This window comes from Halomonas sp. DP5N14-9, assembly GCF_019802175.1.
GTDB classification, from domain to species: domain Bacteria; phylum Pseudomonadota; class Gammaproteobacteria; order Pseudomonadales; family Halomonadaceae; genus Halomonas; species Halomonas litopenaei.
In genome coordinates this window covers 255,514-270,624 of the sequence record NZ_JAHVHR010000035.1, presented here as the reverse complement: position 1 = coordinate 270,624, position 15,111 = coordinate 255,514, and the positions used below count along the sequence as shown (strand labels likewise).

At 65.1% G+C, this 15,111-nt stretch carries 13 protein-coding genes; 5 read left to right on the top strand and 8 right to left on the bottom strand.

Translation table 11 applies throughout. The annotated features are described in order from the left end of the window. Positions 1–20: 20 nt before the first annotated feature. Positions 21–1,208, bottom strand: a complete 1,188-nt coding sequence (locus tag KUW00_RS20925; RefSeq protein WP_108132351.1) for a M24 family metallopeptidase — start codon at positions 1,206–1,208, stop codon at positions 21–23. Between the two features lie 156 nt (positions 1,209–1,364). Here KUW00_RS20925 and KUW00_RS20920 point away from each other — a divergent pair, with 156 nt between their 5' ends. Together KUW00_RS20920 and KUW00_RS20915 are read left to right on the top strand one after the other, a co-directional pair. Next, complete coding sequence (locus KUW00_RS20920) at positions 1,365–2,084, top strand: YebC/PmpR family DNA-binding transcriptional regulator (protein ID WP_222570047.1); 720 nt, start codon at positions 1,365–1,367, stop codon at positions 2,082–2,084. 191 nt (positions 2,085–2,275) lie between these two features. Next, a complete protein-coding gene (locus KUW00_RS20915; protein ID WP_222570046.1) occupies positions 2,276–3,376 on the top strand; it encodes a GGDEF domain-containing protein in 1,101 nt (366 codons plus the stop codon). 93 nt (positions 3,377–3,469) lie between these two features. On the opposite strand, the gene KUW00_RS20910 is transcribed toward KUW00_RS20915, so the two are convergent. Beyond that, positions 3,470–4,261 (bottom strand): META domain-containing protein, encoded by a 792-nt coding sequence (locus tag KUW00_RS20910; protein ID WP_222570045.1) that lies wholly within the window; start codon positions 4,259–4,261, stop codon positions 3,470–3,472. A 148-nt stretch (positions 4,262–4,409) separates the two neighbouring features. Further along, positions 4,410–6,131: a GGDEF domain-containing protein gene (locus KUW00_RS20905; protein WP_222570044.1), complete on the bottom strand. Its 1,722-nt coding sequence runs from the start codon at positions 6,129–6,131 to the stop codon at positions 4,410–4,412. Positions 6,132–6,399: 268 nt separating this feature from the next. Here KUW00_RS20905 and KUW00_RS20900 point away from each other — a divergent pair, with 268 nt between their 5' ends. After that, positions 6,400–6,702, top strand: a complete 303-nt coding sequence (locus KUW00_RS20900) for a hypothetical protein (protein WP_045991267.1) — start codon at positions 6,400–6,402, stop codon at positions 6,700–6,702. A gap of 144 nt (positions 6,703–6,846) precedes the next feature. On the opposite strand, the gene guaA is transcribed toward KUW00_RS20900, so the two are convergent. The 5 genes from guaA to KUW00_RS20875 form a co-directional block, all read right to left on the bottom strand. Next, entirely contained in the window at positions 6,847–8,424 is a 1,578-nt protein-coding gene (guaA, locus tag KUW00_RS20895; protein WP_045991086.1) for a glutamine-hydrolyzing GMP synthase, read from the bottom strand. 173 nt (positions 8,425–8,597) lie between these two features. Then, the gene (guaB, locus tag KUW00_RS20890) at positions 8,598–10,067 is read right to left on the bottom strand and encodes an IMP dehydrogenase (RefSeq protein WP_045991087.1); all 1,470 of its coding nucleotides are present in this window, start codon (positions 10,065–10,067) and stop codon (positions 8,598–8,600) included. A gap of 126 nt (positions 10,068–10,193) precedes the next feature. Beyond that, entirely contained in the window at positions 10,194–11,291 is a 1,098-nt protein-coding gene (locus KUW00_RS20885; RefSeq protein ID WP_261392292.1) for an ABC transporter substrate-binding protein, read from the bottom strand. Positions 11,292–11,416: 125 nt separating this feature from the next. After that, a complete protein-coding gene (locus KUW00_RS20880) occupies positions 11,417–12,862 on the bottom strand; it encodes a sensor histidine kinase (RefSeq protein ID WP_222570042.1) in 1,446 nt (481 codons plus the stop codon). Beyond that, positions 12,859–13,527 carry a response regulator gene (locus KUW00_RS20875; RefSeq protein WP_045991089.1) on the bottom strand — a complete coding sequence of 223 codons (669 nt, stop codon included), beginning with the start codon at positions 13,525–13,527 and terminating at the stop codon, positions 12,859–12,861. Before KUW00_RS20875 ends, KUW00_RS20880 begins: the two co-directional genes overlap by 4 nt. Positions 13,528–13,651: 124 nt before the next feature. On the opposite strand from KUW00_RS20875, the gene KUW00_RS20870 reads away from it, so the two are divergent. Continuing rightward, positions 13,652–14,626, top strand: coding sequence for a Bug family tripartite tricarboxylate transporter substrate binding protein (locus KUW00_RS20870; RefSeq protein WP_108449946.1), 975 nt, complete (start codon positions 13,652–13,654; stop codon positions 14,624–14,626). After that, entirely contained in the window at positions 14,623–15,057 is a 435-nt protein-coding gene (locus KUW00_RS20865; protein WP_222570041.1) for a tripartite tricarboxylate transporter TctB family protein, read from the top strand. Before KUW00_RS20870 ends, KUW00_RS20865 begins: the two co-directional genes overlap by 4 nt. Positions 15,058–15,111 lie beyond the last annotated feature (54 nt).

Here is a 15,111-nt window from a genome sequence, read left to right as displayed (position 1 = left end):
CGTTCATGCGGCGTGTTCTGTCAAGGTCGGTGCACCAGTGCCATGTCATGGTCGGTCAGGCGCATCGCGCCTCGATCGGTGACCCTCACCGTATTGCTTAGACCGATGCCGAAACCTCCCGGCAAGCGCAGACACAGCGGCAGGTGGAAGACCATGTTGCGGGCAAGCGGCGTGGTCTGCCCGGCGGCGAGAAAACCCGTGCCTTCCACCCAGCTCGGCGGAAACTGGGCACCGACCGCGTAGCCGTAAACCCCCGAATGGAAGAAGCGTTCGCGGTGTGGCGCCAGGATAGCATCGGCGAGCCGGGCGACGTCTTCGAAAGGTGTGCCCGGCGTCATGGCCTCGCACATGCGGGCCTCCATCTCGACACACAGGTCGGCGGCGAGGCGCATCTCGTCGCTGATCGGCCCGACCACCACCGTGCGCATGGTCGGCGCGGTGTAGCGCTGCCAGACGGCGCCAAACTCGAGGAACACCGCATCGCCCGAAGCGATGCCCCGGCGCTTGTGGTTGACGTGGATGATGCCACTGCGCGACCCGCTGGTGACGATCGGGGCCAGGCTGAAAAATTCGCTGCCGGCCTCGAGCATCACCTGGGCACCGACGGCGGCCACCTGGTTGTCGGTGACACCGGGCTCGACCACCTCGATGGCACGCGCAAGCCCAAGCGATGTCATCTTGGCGCTGCGCGTCAGGCAATCGAGTTCGGCGTCGCTCTTGACCAGTCTCAGGCTCGCCATCAGGCCACCGGCACGATCATGGAAGCGATCGCCACCGAGTCGTCCCTGCAGATGACGCATCAGGCCAAACCGTAGACCGCTACTGCTGCCATCGATGCCGATGTCGTGACTGTCCGCCAAGGCGTCAGCCAACGGATCGATCACCTCATCGAGGGCTTCCCAGCGATAGCCGACCACTTCATCGACCCTCGCCGTTACCACGGCGGGTCCGGTCTCGATGGACGCCACCTGCAGCAGCGTGCGCGAAGGGGTGACCACCAGGGCCGCGTGCACGGAGACTTCGAAGGTGTGATAGCCACACAGATAGAAGATGTCCGCCGCCTGGCACAGCAGCAGGGCGTCCAGCCCCTGTCGCTGCATGGCATCGCGAGCGCGCGCCAGCCGGCGATCGAACTCCTCGGCGGCAAACGGCAGTTCGCTTCCGGCGTGCTCTACCGCCAGGGCCTGGCGGTACTGATGGTGATCCATTGGCCGTCTCCTTGATCGATTCACCACAGTGTAGACAGTCAAGCCGGTTCGTCTTCCAGGCGATCCCGGGCAAGCCAAGGGGAAATAAGACTTCTCGCCGAGGGGCGGACTCTCGTAGAATTCCAGACTCGTGTAGACACGCCACAGGAATACGCAATGGGCAGGGCCTTCCAGAACCGCAAGGAATCCATGGCCAAGACGGCCGCCGCCAAGACCAAGGTCTACAGCAAGTACGGACGCGAGATCTACGTCTGCGCCAAGTCCGGAGGCGTCGATCCGAACGCCAATCTGACGCTGCGCAGCCTTCTCGACCGCGCCAAGAAGGACCAGGTACCGGGTCATGTCATCGATCGGGCGCTGGAGAAGGCGTCGGGCGTCGGCGGCGAGGACTACTCGCTGGCACGCTATGAGGGCTTCGGTCCCGGCAACGCCATGGTGATCGTCGAATGTCTGACCGACAATCCCAACCGGACCTTCGGCGACGTTCGTGCCTGCTTCACCAAGACCAAGAGCAAGATCGGCACACCGGGCAGCGTCAGCCACATGTTCGACCATCTGGCGATCCTCGCCTACACCGGCGAGGATGAAGAAGCCGCGCTGGAAGCCTTGATGGAAGCCGACGTGGATGTCACCGACATCGAGAACGAGAACGGCCTGATCACCGTGTTTGCTCCGCCGACCGACTACGCCAAGGCGCGTCAGGCGCTGCGCGAATCCCTCGGCGCCGAGGAGTTCGAGATCGACGAGATCCAGTTCCTTCCCCAGGCCACCACGCCGGTGGAGGGGGATGACCTGGCCATGTTCGAAAAGCTGCTCGACATGCTCAACGACCTCGATGACGTCCAGAACGTTTACCACAGCGCTGAATTACCCTAGCGCATCGACGCCTTTCGACTGACGAAACTGCTACAGTTAAGTAGCATCGCAGTGCCCGGCAGGGGCTCGTACCCAGGCATGAGCCCTGCCCTGACACTGCTTCCGGGCATGGGATTCGATAGAACTGCGAGGACTCTACCGTTCGTTGGAACGCTTCGACGACTACTTCCACCGAGAGCGAGTTTCCGTGCATGGCCCCATTTTCAACCCTGACCCAGGCTGCCGCACAACGCCCGGACAACATTCGACACCGCAATCTTCGCAAGCACCTGCTCACCCGCTGGGCCAGTCTGATGGGTGCGGCGGTGCACTTCCTCTTCATTCCACTGTTCTGGGTGCTCGATCACTCGCTGCTGGCACTGATCAACGTGATCAGCGTGGCCATGTGGCTTGGCGCCTATCTCGCCAATCAACATGGCGAGCAGGACCGCGCGGTCTACCTGATCACCACCGAGGCATACTGCCACGCCAACATCGCCACCGTGATCCTGGGTACCTCCGCCGGCTTTCACTTCTACCTGCTGACACTGTCCTGCTGGGCGGCCGTCACCCACTCGGTCAAGTGGGTCGCGCTGGTGCTCGGCCTGATGGGGATGCTGATCTTCCTGTTCCTGGAGTTCCCGCTGTCCCAGATGTTTCCGCTGGAAAGCGGCCCCGGCTTCCCGCTGATGCTGGCGACCCTGAACCTCTCCTGTGCGCTGTTCACCATGGTCGGCTTCGCCATGCTGGCCCGCCACGTCTACGAGACCCAGGAAGAAACGCTGACCAGCATGGCGACCCGTGATGCCCTCACCGGCCTGCACAACCGTCGTTTTGCCGGCGAATACCTGCGCCAGTTATCAGGCGACAGACAGGATGGCACCAACACGCCCTACAGCCTCGCGCTGATCGATATCGATCATTTCAAGCTGATCAACGACAAGCATGGGCACAAGGTCGGCGACCAGTGCCTGATCCAGATTTCCGATTTGCTGGTGCGCCACTTTCGCCGCTCGGATGTACTCTGCCGCTGGGGCGGCGAGGAATTCCTGCTGATCTTCCCCGGCGCCGACTTGAACGAGATCCTGCCGGTGCTCGAAGGTTTCCAGGAGCGCCTTCGCAGCCTGCCCATCATGCACAACGGCGACGTCATTTCCTTGACCGTCAGCGTCGGCGTGACCAGCCATACGCCCGGCATGCACTATGATCTGCTGATCAATCGCGCCGATCACCTGCTTTACCGAGCCAAGGCCGAAGGTCGGGACCGGATCATCAGCGATGAGTCAGAGGAGCAGGTCCCTCCGCCACTCTAGCCGGCAAGCGCCAAGCGACCACCCGGACAGCGCCAGGTCATCGCTCCCACGCCAATCTAATGCCGCCCGTCAAAGCCTGCCTTGAGGCAGGACTCAGGTCAGGTGCACCACCTCGAACCGGGCCAGCACCTTGTCGTTTTCATCGAGCAGTTCAAGCTCATCGGCCAGCAGACGAAACGCTCTAGTGGCCCCCAGTGCCTCGACCAGCGCGCGCTCCTGGGCCATGACAGGCCCCTGGCAGGCCTTCCTGGTAGTGGCCAGCGGGGCCAGCGACAGCGCATCCCCCTCCCGCTGGTAACTTCCCATCAGGCGGTTGCACCCTCCGGATCCGGCCAGGCGGCCCTCCTGGGTGTGCAGCACGATATGCGCAGAACCGTCGACAGCGACTTCTCCGTCGACTTGCACCAGCTTCCAGTAGCGCTCTTCCAGTGGTTCACGCAGCGGTTCGGGCAGCCGCGCCAGGCGAGCAGCCTCGCCATCCGGCGTACTCGACGCCTGCGACACAAGATCGCCACCCTGCGCGACTTGCCACCGCTGCGCCGCCTCCGGGGCGGGCTCGCCCAGCGACAGTTCGCCATCCGTCAACTGCCACTGACCACGGTGGCGGCGGCGAGGTTGCTTGCCGGGTCCCAGATGCGTCTCCTTGAGCAGATATCGCCCCCCGTCCTCGAGCGCCAGATCGAGACGTACCGCCTTGCAGTCATCACAGGACAGTTCACCACGAAAGCTCGCAGGAAGTGGCGCCAGGCTGGACGCCTCTGCCTGGAAGGACTCGCTCGACCCGGTGCCACTCGAGGACGCCCCGGTACAACCGGCCATCAGCAGCAACAGCCAGGCCGTCCCCCACAGACGCGACTGGCGTAGAGTTCCTGGAGTCGGTTTCATGGTGCCCCCTTGGTGTTGAAGAAGAAATGCTGGCACACGGCTGTGGCTACATGTGACTGATCTTGGACCACCATCCTGCCAAGGGTTCCCCGCCTGCGCATGTCGAAGATCAGGGAACCGGCCAGACGCCAGACTTCAGAGGGTACCTTCATGAGGTTGTCGAGGCGACGCCACCTGAGGCATTCAGCACCACCCGATCGCGGCCGGCGTACTTGCCTCGATACAGCGCCTGGTCGGCCCGCCGCAACAGGGCTGAGGCGCTCTCGCCCTCCAGTCGCTTGGCCACCCCCAGGGTACAGGTCAACAACACCTGCTCTCCGGTGAGCAGCGTCAAGGGCGTTGTCGCCAGACCCTTGCGAATGCGTTCGGCGATATCCAGCGCCTGATGCTCGTCGCGCTCCTTGAGCAGAATCACGAACTCTTCTCCCCCGTAGCGACACACAGGATCGATGTCGCGCACGACCTCCTCGATCACCTTGCCCAGATGCTGCAGCGCGCGATCGCCCTCGGCATGCCCCCAGCCATCGTTGAATCGCTTGAAGTTATCGATATCCAGCATGATCAACGACAGTGGTCGCCCGCTTACCTCGGCCTGGGCCACCGCAGCGGGCAAGGCTTCATCGAGATAGCGGCGATTGTGCACGCCAGTAAGACCATCGAGATAGCTCATGCCATGCAACCGCGCCTTCTCCTCCAGCAGCGTCTCTCGCTCGCGCTGCAACAGACTGATGCGATCGGCCAGGGCCAGCGACAAGAGGATGGCCTCCAGCGCGGAACCGATCTGGAAACCGTGCAGCGTCCAGAAGTTGTGGGGGGACAACCCATAGGTCACCAGCAGCAACAGGACCACGCCGACCACCAGCACCGACCACGCCATCAACAGCCATTGCGCGGGGCGAAAGCCACGCCACAAGCCACGCACCGACGACAGCAGAAAAGCCGTTAGCGTCAGCACCCCCAGCAGCGAATAGAACACCACGGTCAAGAAACTCGGCAGCAGCCAGGCGATGGCGGCGGCCAGCGCCAGGAGCCAGCACAGCCACCGCATCAACGAGTCCACTCTCGGGTCCTGGCGCGCCGTCATCAGAAAACGCCGGCAGAACTGCAACCCGCAGATGCTGATCACCGACAGGGCCGTCAGCAGCAAGGCCTCGTTCAGGCGTGCCCCCATCTGCGGAAAATAAAGCAGCAGCAAGCCGTTCTGACACAAGAAGTAAGCGCCCGCTCCACTCAAGAACCCCAGATACCAGAGGTAGTTGGTATCGCGAAGACTGAACAGTAGAAGGCTGTTGTAGATCACCAGGCCCGCAATCAAGCCGAAATAGAGCCCCTGCCCCAGCAACAAGTCACGCCAGTAACGGTGTAGATCGACGTCATCCAGTACCTGCACATTGAAGCGTATCGCCTGATCGGTCTCGACGCGCAACAGCAGTTCATTCGTTGCCACAGGCAAGCGGAACTGGGGCAAGGCAGCAGCGAGCCCCGGATCATCGGCAAAATGCGTCTCCCTCGCGACGGGGCGACACCCCGAGTCGTCACAGACCAGCAGCTCGACTCCCTGAACCAGAGGATTGGACAGCACCAGGCGCTGCCCGGGCAGAGCACCCACCACCCTCAGTCGCAGCCATACCGGATGCGCCTTGAGTCCCAGGCTGACCTGCTCATCGAGAGACTCTGCGGTAACCGTAGAAAGCGCTCCTTTCTCCGGTGGTTGCTGCCCCTGGTGGTCGAGTACCCACAGCGACACATTGGGCTGTGGGCGTGAGGCCTCCCCCGCCAGCTCCCACGCCAGCAGCACCACCATCGCGGTCAACAAAAGCCAAAGCCGCCCCATGCCTCTGCCCGACTCAACTCCGCCGCCCCACTGCATCGCAGCACTCCTTGTCGCCCAGACTCAGTGTAGCCGCTTCCTTCCGGCATACCTTTCCTGCGGCACTGTGCCGCCAGCGAAGTTTCAACCCAGAGGAAGGATAGTGCCCAAATCCCCCAGCAAGGACTCACTTACACGAGACGACCCAACAGGGTTGAGGTAGCGCCCCCGAGGGAGGGAGTGGCAAGGACGTCATATGCGAGTATGCTGGGACCTGAACGTGATGAAAGAACAGGAGATCGCTCACTTCACCAGCAAGGAGGTTCACATGAAGGTCTACAAACCTCAGTGGCAATGTACCCTCAACGTGACCGAGGGCGCAGAGCAGACCGCAAGCTGGAAGAATCGCCTGGCCTGGCAGCTCAGGCAGATGGCAGACCGTCTCGAAGGAGGCCGCCGCACCCTGATTCTGGATGTGGATGTCCAGCCCTCCATCGCCAAGGACGATGTGGATCGTTGCCTGGGCAAGGGCTTTGCCCTTTCCCAGACCCTGATGACCGAGCTGGCCCAGCAGGCCGCCTGCGAGGACATCATGCGTGACGCCAAGGCAGAACTGTACGAGAGCGATTGAACGACAGAGTCCCCGACCGGCGCGGCTTGATGGTGCGCCAGGCCCGGGCCAATAGTCTGCACCTGAACGCACAACACCCGCCAGATGGCGGGTGTTGTGGTTTTCGAACATTGCACCGACGCCGTCAGGTCGTCGGAGAAGGGATCATTCCCACTCGATCGTCGCCGGCGGCTTGGACGAGACGTCGTAGGTGACGCGGGAGACTCCGGACAGCTCGTTGATGATGCGGTTGGAGACCTTCTCCAGCAGTTCGTAGGGCAGGTGGGCCCAGCGGGCGGTCATGAAGTCGATGGTCTCGACGGCACGCAGGGCGATGACCCATTCGTAGCGGCGGCCATCACCGACCACACCGACGGACTTGACCGGCAGGAACACCGCGAAGGCCTGGCTGGTCTTGTGGTACCAGCCGGAATTGTGCAGCTCTTCGATGAAGATGGCGTCGGCCTCGCGCAGGATGTCGGCGTACTCCTTCTTGACCTCGCCGAGGATACGCACGCCCAGGCCCGGCCCCGGGAAGGGGTGACGGTAGACCATGTCGTAGGGCAGGCCGAGTTCCAGGCCGAGCTTGCGCACCTCGTCCTTGAACAGCTCACGCAACGGCTCGACCAGCTTGAGCTTCATCGTCTCCGGCAGGCCACCGACGTTGTGGTGGGACTTGATCACGTGGGCCTTGCCGGTCTTGGCGGCGGCCGACTCGATCACGTCCGGGTAGATGGTGCCCTGGGCCAGGAAGTCCACGCCCTCGATCTTGGCCGCTTCGCTGTCGAAGACGTCGATGAAGGTGTTACCGATGATCTTGCGCTTGGCTTCGGGGTCGGCCTCTCCTTCGAGCTTGCCGAGGAACAGCTCTTCGGCGTCGACGCGGATCACCCGCACGCCCATGTGCTGGGCGAAGGTCTCCATCACCTGGTCGCCTTCGTTCTTGCGCAGCAGGCCGTTGTCGACGAACACGCAGGTCAGCTGGTCGCCGATGGCCTTGTGCAACAGGGCCGCGACCACCGAGGAGTCGACCCCGCCTGACAGTCCCAGCAGCACGTGGCGGTCACCGACCTGGTCGCGCACCCGGGCGATCTGGTCCTCGATGATCTTGGCCGGCGTCCAGTTGCGCTCGGCGCCACAGATCTCCAGCACGAAGTGCTCGAGGATGCGCTGACCCTGCAGGGTGTGGGTGACCTCGGGGTGGAACTGTACGCCGTAGAAGCGCTTTTCCTCCCAGGCCATGGCAGCGATCGGGCAGCTCGGGGTGGAGGCGGTGACGGTGAAGGTCTCCGGCACCTGGGCGACCTTGTCACCGTGACTCATCCACACGTCCAGCAGGCCGCGCCCGCTATCCGGATCGACGTGATCCTTGATGTCCTTGAACAGCGCCGTCTCGGCGTCCAGGCGGATCTGGGCGTAGCCGAACTCGCGCTTATTGGAGCCCTCGACCTTGCCACCCAGCTGCTCGGCCATGGTCTGCATGCCGTAGCAGATACCGAACACCGGCAGCCCCATCTCGAACACGCAGGCCGGCGCCCGCGGCGAGTCCAGCTCGGTCACCGACTCCGGGCCACCGGCCAGGATGATGCCGTTGGGGCGATACTCGCGGATCTCCTCTTCGGTGATGTCGAAGGCGCGAATCTCGGAGTAGACGCCGATCTCGCGCACCCGGCGAGCGATCAGCTGGGTGTACTGGGAGCCGAAGTCGAGGATCAGGATCTTGTGGGCGTGGATATCGGTCATGGGGACTTACCTTGCAGGCAGTGGGGCCGGTGGGCCGAGCAATCGAAAAGCGAAAAGCGAAAAGCTGGAAGCGGCGGACCGCTTCCAGCTCAGGGTGACGAGGGGCGAGTCGCCCCGCGCGCCTTCTGGTGCAACGCGTCTGGTGCGATACGCCTGGCGCGTCACGTCAGCGCCTACCCTGCTCGATAGTTGGGCGCTTCCTTGGTGATCTGGACGTCGTGAACGTGGGACTCGTTGAAGCCGGCGCCGGTGATCTTGACGAACTCGGGCTTGGTGCGCATCTCGTCGATGCTGGCACAGCCGGTGTAGCCCATGGAGGCACGCAGGCCACCCATCAGCTGGTGCACGATGGCACCCATCACGCCCTTGTAGGGCACCCGGCCTTCGATGCCTTCCGGCACCAGCTTCTCGACGCCGTCGTCCTTGTCCTGGAAGTAGCGGTCGCTGGAACCCTGGGTCTGGGACATGGCGCCCATGGAACCCATGCCACGGTAGGCCTTGTAGGTACGCCCCTGGAACAGCTCGACCTCGCCCGGCGCCTCCTCGGTGCCGGCCAGCAGGCCACCGACCATGATGCAGCTGGCACCGGCGGCTACCGCCTTGGCGATGTCGCCGGAGAAGCGCACGCCACCGTCGGCGATCAGCGGGATGTCGAACTCCTTGAGCGCCTCGGCCACGTTGGACACCGCGGTGATCTGCGGCACGCCGACACCGGCGACGATGCGGGTGGTGCAGATGGAGCCGGGACCGATGCCCACCTTGACCGCGTCGGCACCGGCCTCGGCCAGCGCCCGGGCGGCGTCGGCGGTGGCGATGTTGCCGCCGATGACCTGGATCTGCGGGAAGTGCTCCTTGACCCAGCGCACCCGCTCGATCACGCCACGGGAATGACCGTGGGCGGTATCGACGACGAGGGCGTCGACACCGGCTTCGGCCAGCGCCTTGACTCGGTCAGGGGTTTCCGGACCGGTGCCCACGGCGGCGCCGACCAGCAGGCGGCCATCGGCGTCCTTGGCGGCGCTGGGGAAGGTGCGCGCCTTCTCGATGTCCTGGAAGGTCACCAGGCCACGCAGGCGGAAGTCGCCGTCCACCACCAGCATCTTCTCGACCCGGTGCTCCTGCATCTTGCCCTTGATGACATCCAGCGGGGTGCCTTCCGGCACGGTCACCAGGCGATCGCTCGGGGTCATGATGTCGGCGACGCTGTCGCCATGGTTGGGCTGGAAGCGCATGTCACGCTCGGTCACCAGGCCGACCAGGGTCTCACCCTCGACCACCGGGAAGCCGGAGAAGCCGTGTTCCTTGGCCATCGCCAGCAGATCCTGCAGCTTGGCCTTGGGTCCGACGGTGACGGGATCCTTGACGATGACGCTCTCGTGCTTCTTGACCTTGCGCACTTCCAGCGCCTGCTGAGCGATGCCCATGCTCTTGTGGATGATGCCGATGCCACCTTCCTGAGCCATGGCGATGGCCAGGCGGGCTTCGGTGACGGTATCCATGGCGGCGGAGGCGAGGGGAATATTGAGGAAGAGGTCGCGAGTCAGGCGGGTCCGGAGACTGACGTCCTTGGGGAGAACGTCGGAATAGCCGGGAACGAGCAATACGTCGTCAAACGTAAGTGCTTCTTGGGCCATACGTAGCATAATCGGCAACACCCACTGAGGCTTTAGAGGGAGGGAAGAAGTTAATCGCCCATTATAACGTTCCGCCCCGGCCTCCGGCAATGTGCCAGCTTGACACATCGATGCTCCTCGGTTGCCATCCGCCGTCTACTCCGGCGCCAGCGCCCCGCTACCCCGTTCGACCGCTTCATCCAACGCCTGCTCGCCCTGAAAACGCGCTCGCCAGTGGTCGGTGAAGGCCTCCCGGCGGGCAGGATCGACAAAGGCCAGCAAGGTGGCGTTGGGTAGTATCGGGTAGAGCCGCTCCCCCACCTGGGTGCGCAGCCTGGCGGCGGTGTAGGGGCCGGTCACCCCCGGCAGCACGCTGAACAGTGGCGTCTGCCCCGCCAGCACCCGCTGGCCACGCTGACTCAGCAAAAACCTGACGAAGGTCTCGGCGGCCTCGATGTGGGGGGCATCGCGATGCACGAAGGCCATGCGCATCAGCACCAGCGAATAGTCCCTGGGCACCTGCACGATCACCTCGGGATGTTCCTGGGCGTAGACCATGGCGTAGGAACCCAGCAGGTTGTAGCCGAGCCAGTAGCGTCCCTGGCTGAGCCCTTCGAGCATGGCCCGGGTGGTCGTCTCCAGGCGGGTATCGACACGCCCCATGGCGCCGACCAGCTCCCAGAAGCGCGAGGAGTAGCGCGCATCCTGCTGGGCCAGGGTGTAGCCCACCCCGCTGGAAAGCGGCGAGTAGGTGGTCACCTTGCCCGTCAGCCAGCGGGCCTGGGTCGCCAGCAGTGCGTGCAGGTCGCCATGGGTCTGGGGCGGCAGCATATGCCGCGACAGATCCAGCCGATAGGCCATCACCACCGGCTCGAAGGTGAAGGCGAAGACCTCGTCGCGCCAGCGCGCCCACTCGGGCCAGCGCTCGATCTCCGGCCCGTTCAGACGCCGCGCCAGTCCTTCATTGACCCGGGCCATCTGCCACGGCATCGCCGAGCTGATCACCACGTCCGGCGCTCTGCTCGTCCCTTCGCCCTCTGCCCCGCCCCCAGCGAGATGTCCCACCACGCTGTCGTCCACCTCCCGGGTGGTGCGATCCTCAAAGCGCAGGGGAATCTGAGGGTAGGCCTGGCGAAAGGCGTCCAGCAGCGGCGCCACCACGTCAAGATCCAGCGCCGCCGAGATCACCAGCGGATCATCGTCCGAGGGGGTGCGGCTGTCGCCGCTGTGACAGCCGCCCAGCAGCACGAGCATGAGCATGAGCAGTAAAAGGGGCAGGCACGGCGACGCCACCAGGGGCTGCCGCCGTGTGACCTGCGTCGCACAGCGGGCCGGGAGACGTCCACAGGATCGAAGGCGTTGTCCAGGCTGCAGGGGCATCAAGTACTCTCTCCTGGATTCACGCCGGCCGCAAAGGCTCCGGTGACATCCTGTTCGTCCTTCGCCAGCGGCAGCCACAGCACCACCTCGAGTCCCTGCGGCGAGCGGTTGGCGAATTGCACGCGGGCGCCCATGCGCCGGGCGGTGGTATCGACGATGGCCAGGCCCAGTCCAGAGCCCTCGGTGTCCTGACGCCCACCCCGCTGAAACGGCTGCCCCAGCGTCGCCAGCGCCGCGTCGGCGACACCGGGGCCGTCATCGACGATCGACAACCGCGCCCAGTCGCCCTCGCGCGACAGATGCAGGGTGATCTCGCAACCTGTCGGCGTGTAGCGCAGGGCGTTGTCGATCAGGTTGCCCAGGGCTTCGCGCAGTGCCCAGTCCTCGACACAGACCTTCAGCGGCTCGGCTGGCAGGCTGCCAAGCCCGAGGTCATGCTCCGCCGCCCGCTCCCGCGCCGCCCAGTCCAGGGCGACGTCGCGTACCAGCTCACCCAGGTCGAGCGCAGGCAGCGCCGTCTCCCGGTCGAGGTGGCGCAGTCGCGCCAGCGACAGCAATTGGCCGGCCAGTCGACTGGTGTCCTCGGCCCGGGCGTGAACGCGCGTGAGCGCCTGGCGCCATTCATCCGGATCACTGCTGCGAAGGCCCAGCTCGCTGACGGTCTTGAGTCCCGCCAGCGGCGTCTTGAGCTGGTGGCTGGCGTCGGCGGTGAAGCGCAGAAGATCCTCGCGTCCCTGGCGCTGACGGGCGAACAGGTGGTCCAAGGCCTGGGCGAGCTCATGAAGCTCCCTGGGCACCCTGGCCGCCAGCGGACTGAAGTCATCGGCGCCGCGTCCACGAATCTGGCGGCGCAGGCGGCGCAGGGGAGACAGCGCCGCGCGCATGGTCAAGCCCATCAGCACCCCGGTCAGCAGCACCATGGCAATAAAGCGCGACAGCGAACGCTCGAACAGTGAGCGGGCCAGGGCTCGACGCCCCTCGAGGGTATGCCCGACCCACACCTGCACCGGCAGCTGGGTGACCCAACCCGCCGAGGCCACCCGCTGGGCATGCAGACGCAGCTCTCCCAGCGTCGTGGTCAGGTCCCGCGACATACCGCCTTCATCCAGCGCCTGCTGCCAGGTGGTGGGGATGTCCACCGGCCAGTTACGCGACAGCGTCCTGCCTTCATCGTCGAGCACCGCGTAGAACACCCGCGCCTGGCTGTCGGTGGCGAGGATCTGCAGCGCCGCCGCCGGCACCACCACCTGGGGGATGCCGTCCTGCCAGCGCACCGCCTCGGCGATGGTCAGCGCCGCCGCCTGCAACTGGGCGTCGAAGGCCCGCGCCGCCGCCCGCTGACTGCTGACCCAGGCCTCCACCATCAGCGCCAGCCCCAGCACTCCGACGGTGACCACCAGCCAGCCACCGAGCCGACGCTTGAGTGATCCATCGACCTCGATCACCCGTCGTCCTCTTCCAGACGGTAGCCAAGTCCGCGAAAGGTGCGGATACGCAGACCTGCGCCCTTGAGCCGCTTGCGCAGCCGGCTGACGTAGACCTCCAGGGCGTTGGAGCCCACCTCGCCGAAGCCGAAAAGTCGCCCCTCCAGGGTCTCGCGAGGCGCGATGGCTCCAGCGTGCAGCAACAGGCTTTCGACCAGCAGCAGCTCGCGATGGGGTAGCGCCATGGGCTCGCCGAACAGACTGGCGGCGCCACTGGCCGGATCGAAGGACAAGGGTCCCAGGCCAAGACGGTTGTCGGCACGCTGCTGGCTGCGCCTGAGCAGCGCGCGCACCCGCGCCTCAAGTTCGGCCAGTTCAAAGGGCTTGGCCAGGTAGTCATCGGCCCCCAGGTCGAGTCCCCTGACCCGGTCATCCAGGGCGTCCCGGGCGGTCAGGATGATCACCGGGGTGCGATCGCCCGCGTCACGCAACTCGGCCAGCAGTGACAGGCCGTCGCCGTCGGGCAGGCCGATGTCCAGAAGCATCAGGTCGACCCCACCCTGGCGCAGCGCCGCCCTGGCATCACTGCAGCAGGCAAACACCTCCACGGTATTGCCAAGGGGGGTCAGGGCCTCGACCAGCGAGCGGCTGATGAGGGCATCATCTTCGACGACGAGAAGGCGCATGCGACTAATGTCTTATCCAGGCAGGGAGGGCATGACAGGTTGATGAAAGCTAGTCGGCCTAGCATCTCTCACGTTAAAGCACCCCGGTTTCATCAATCCATAATAATAGTTGTCAGGAGTCCGCATGAAGAATATCACAGCTCTGCCCGCCGCCCTGCTGCTCGGCGCCAGCCTCAGCGTCGGCACCGCCCAGGCCGCCGACGAGGCCGAATGCATCGCCCCGGCCAAGCCCGGCGGTGGCTACGACCTGACCTGCCGGCTAGCCGCCAATGGCCTGCTCGAGACCGGCCTGATCGAGGACCCGATGCTGGTCACCTACATGCCCGGCGGCATCGGTGCGGTGGCCTACAACCACGTCAACGGCGTGCGCACCGACGACCCCAACCTGATCGTCGCCGCCAGCACCGGCGCTGCGGTCAACCTGGCGCTGGGCAAGTTCGGCCAGTACGACGCCAGCGAAGTGCGCTGGGTCGGCGCCCTGGGGGTCGACTACGGCGCCATCGTGGTCAAGGCCGACGCGCCCTGGCAGACCCTGGATGAGCTGATGACGGCACTGCAGGAAGACCCCACCCAGGTCGCCTTCGGCGCCGGCGGCAGCGTGGGCAGCCAGGACTGGATGAAGGCCGCGCTGACCGCCAAGGCCGCCGACGTCGACCCGCGCAGCCTGCGCTACGTGGCCTTCGAGGGTGGCGGTGAAGCCCTGGCCGCACTGCTCGGCAACCATATCCAGGTGTTCTCCGGTGACCTGTCGGAGCTCAAGTCCCAGCTCGAGAGCGGCGACATCCGCGTGCTGGCGGCGCTGTCCGAGGAGCGCATGGGCGGCCCCTACGCCGAGATTCCCACCGCCGCCGAACAGGGTTACGACGTCCAGTGGCCGATCTGGCGCGGCTACTACATGGGCCCCGAGGTCAGCGACGAGGCCTACCAGGCCTGGGTCGAGCGCCTCGAGAACCTGGCCGGCAACGAGACCTTCGCCGAGCTGCGCGAAGCCCGCGGACTGTTCCCCATGGCCCGCTTCGGTGACGACTTCGACGGCTACGTCAAGGATCAGGTCGCCGGCTTCAAGGAGCTGGCCACGGAAGTGGGTCTGACCCAATGAGAATCGCCGCCGACCGCTGTCTAGGTATCGCCCTGATGGGGTTGGCGGCGTTTACCGCCGTCAACGCCCTGTCCCTCGAGGTGCCTTTCAGCTACGACCCCGTCGGCCCCAAGGCCTTTCCGCTGGGGCTCTCCATCCTGCTGGGGCTGCTGTCGCTGGTTCTGGTGATACGTCCGGGTGAAAACGGCCACTGGCCCGACAAGCGCCTGGGATTGCGCCTGGTCGGCGTGCTGGTGCTGCTGCTGGTCTACGCCGTGCTGTTCCCGCGCCTGGGCTTTTTGTTGAGCTCGATGCTGGTGATCGCCGCCCTGGCCTGGCTGTTCGAGGCCAGTCCGCTCAAGGCCGTGGCCACCGGTGTGCTGATGGCGCTGGGCGGCCAGTGGCTGTTTACTCATGGCCTTGGCATCGGCCTGCCCGGCTTGCCGTGGTAGCGCGAACCGCCGTCCTGAAGCCAGCTCCTGTAACAGCTTAGCTGCCAGCGCGGC

Bases quoted from the DNA above. Each gene is read 5' to 3' on its own strand.
- KUW00_RS20925 (WP_108132351.1), bottom strand. From the start codon at position 1,208: ATGGATCACCATCAGTACCGCCAGGCCCTGGCGGTAGAGCACGCCGGA.
- KUW00_RS20915 (WP_222570046.1), top strand. From the start codon at position 2,276: ATGGCCCCATTTTCAACCCTGACCCAGGCTGCCGCACAACGCCCGGAC.
- KUW00_RS20910 (WP_222570045.1), bottom strand. From the start codon at position 4,261: ATGAAACCGACTCCAGGAACTCTACGCCAGTCGCGTCTGTGGGGGACG.
- guaB (WP_045991087.1), bottom strand. From the start codon at position 10,067: ATGCTACGTATGGCCCAAGAAGCACTTACGTTTGACGACGTATTGCTC.
- guaA (WP_045991086.1), bottom strand. From the start codon at position 8,424: ATGACCGATATCCACGCCCACAAGATCCTGATCCTCGACTTCGGCTCC.
- KUW00_RS20870 (WP_108449946.1), top strand. From the start codon at position 13,652: ATGAAGAATATCACAGCTCTGCCCGCCGCCCTGCTGCTCGGCGCCAGC.
- KUW00_RS20900 (WP_045991267.1), top strand. From the start codon at position 6,400: ATGAAGGTCTACAAACCTCAGTGGCAATGTACCCTCAACGTGACCGAG.
- KUW00_RS20885 (WP_261392292.1), bottom strand. From the start codon at position 11,291: ATGCTCGTGCTGCTGGGCGGCTGTCACAGCGGCGACAGCCGCACCCCC.
- KUW00_RS20865 (WP_222570041.1), top strand. From the start codon at position 14,623: ATGAGAATCGCCGCCGACCGCTGTCTAGGTATCGCCCTGATGGGGTTG.
- KUW00_RS20875 (WP_045991089.1), bottom strand. From the start codon at position 13,527: ATGCGCCTTCTCGTCGTCGAAGATGATGCCCTCATCAGCCGCTCGCTG.
- KUW00_RS20905 (WP_222570044.1), bottom strand. From the start codon at position 6,131: ATGCAGTGGGGCGGCGGAGTTGAGTCGGGCAGAGGCATGGGGCGGCTT.
- KUW00_RS20920 (WP_222570047.1), top strand. From the start codon at position 1,365: ATGGGCAGGGCCTTCCAGAACCGCAAGGAATCCATGGCCAAGACGGCC.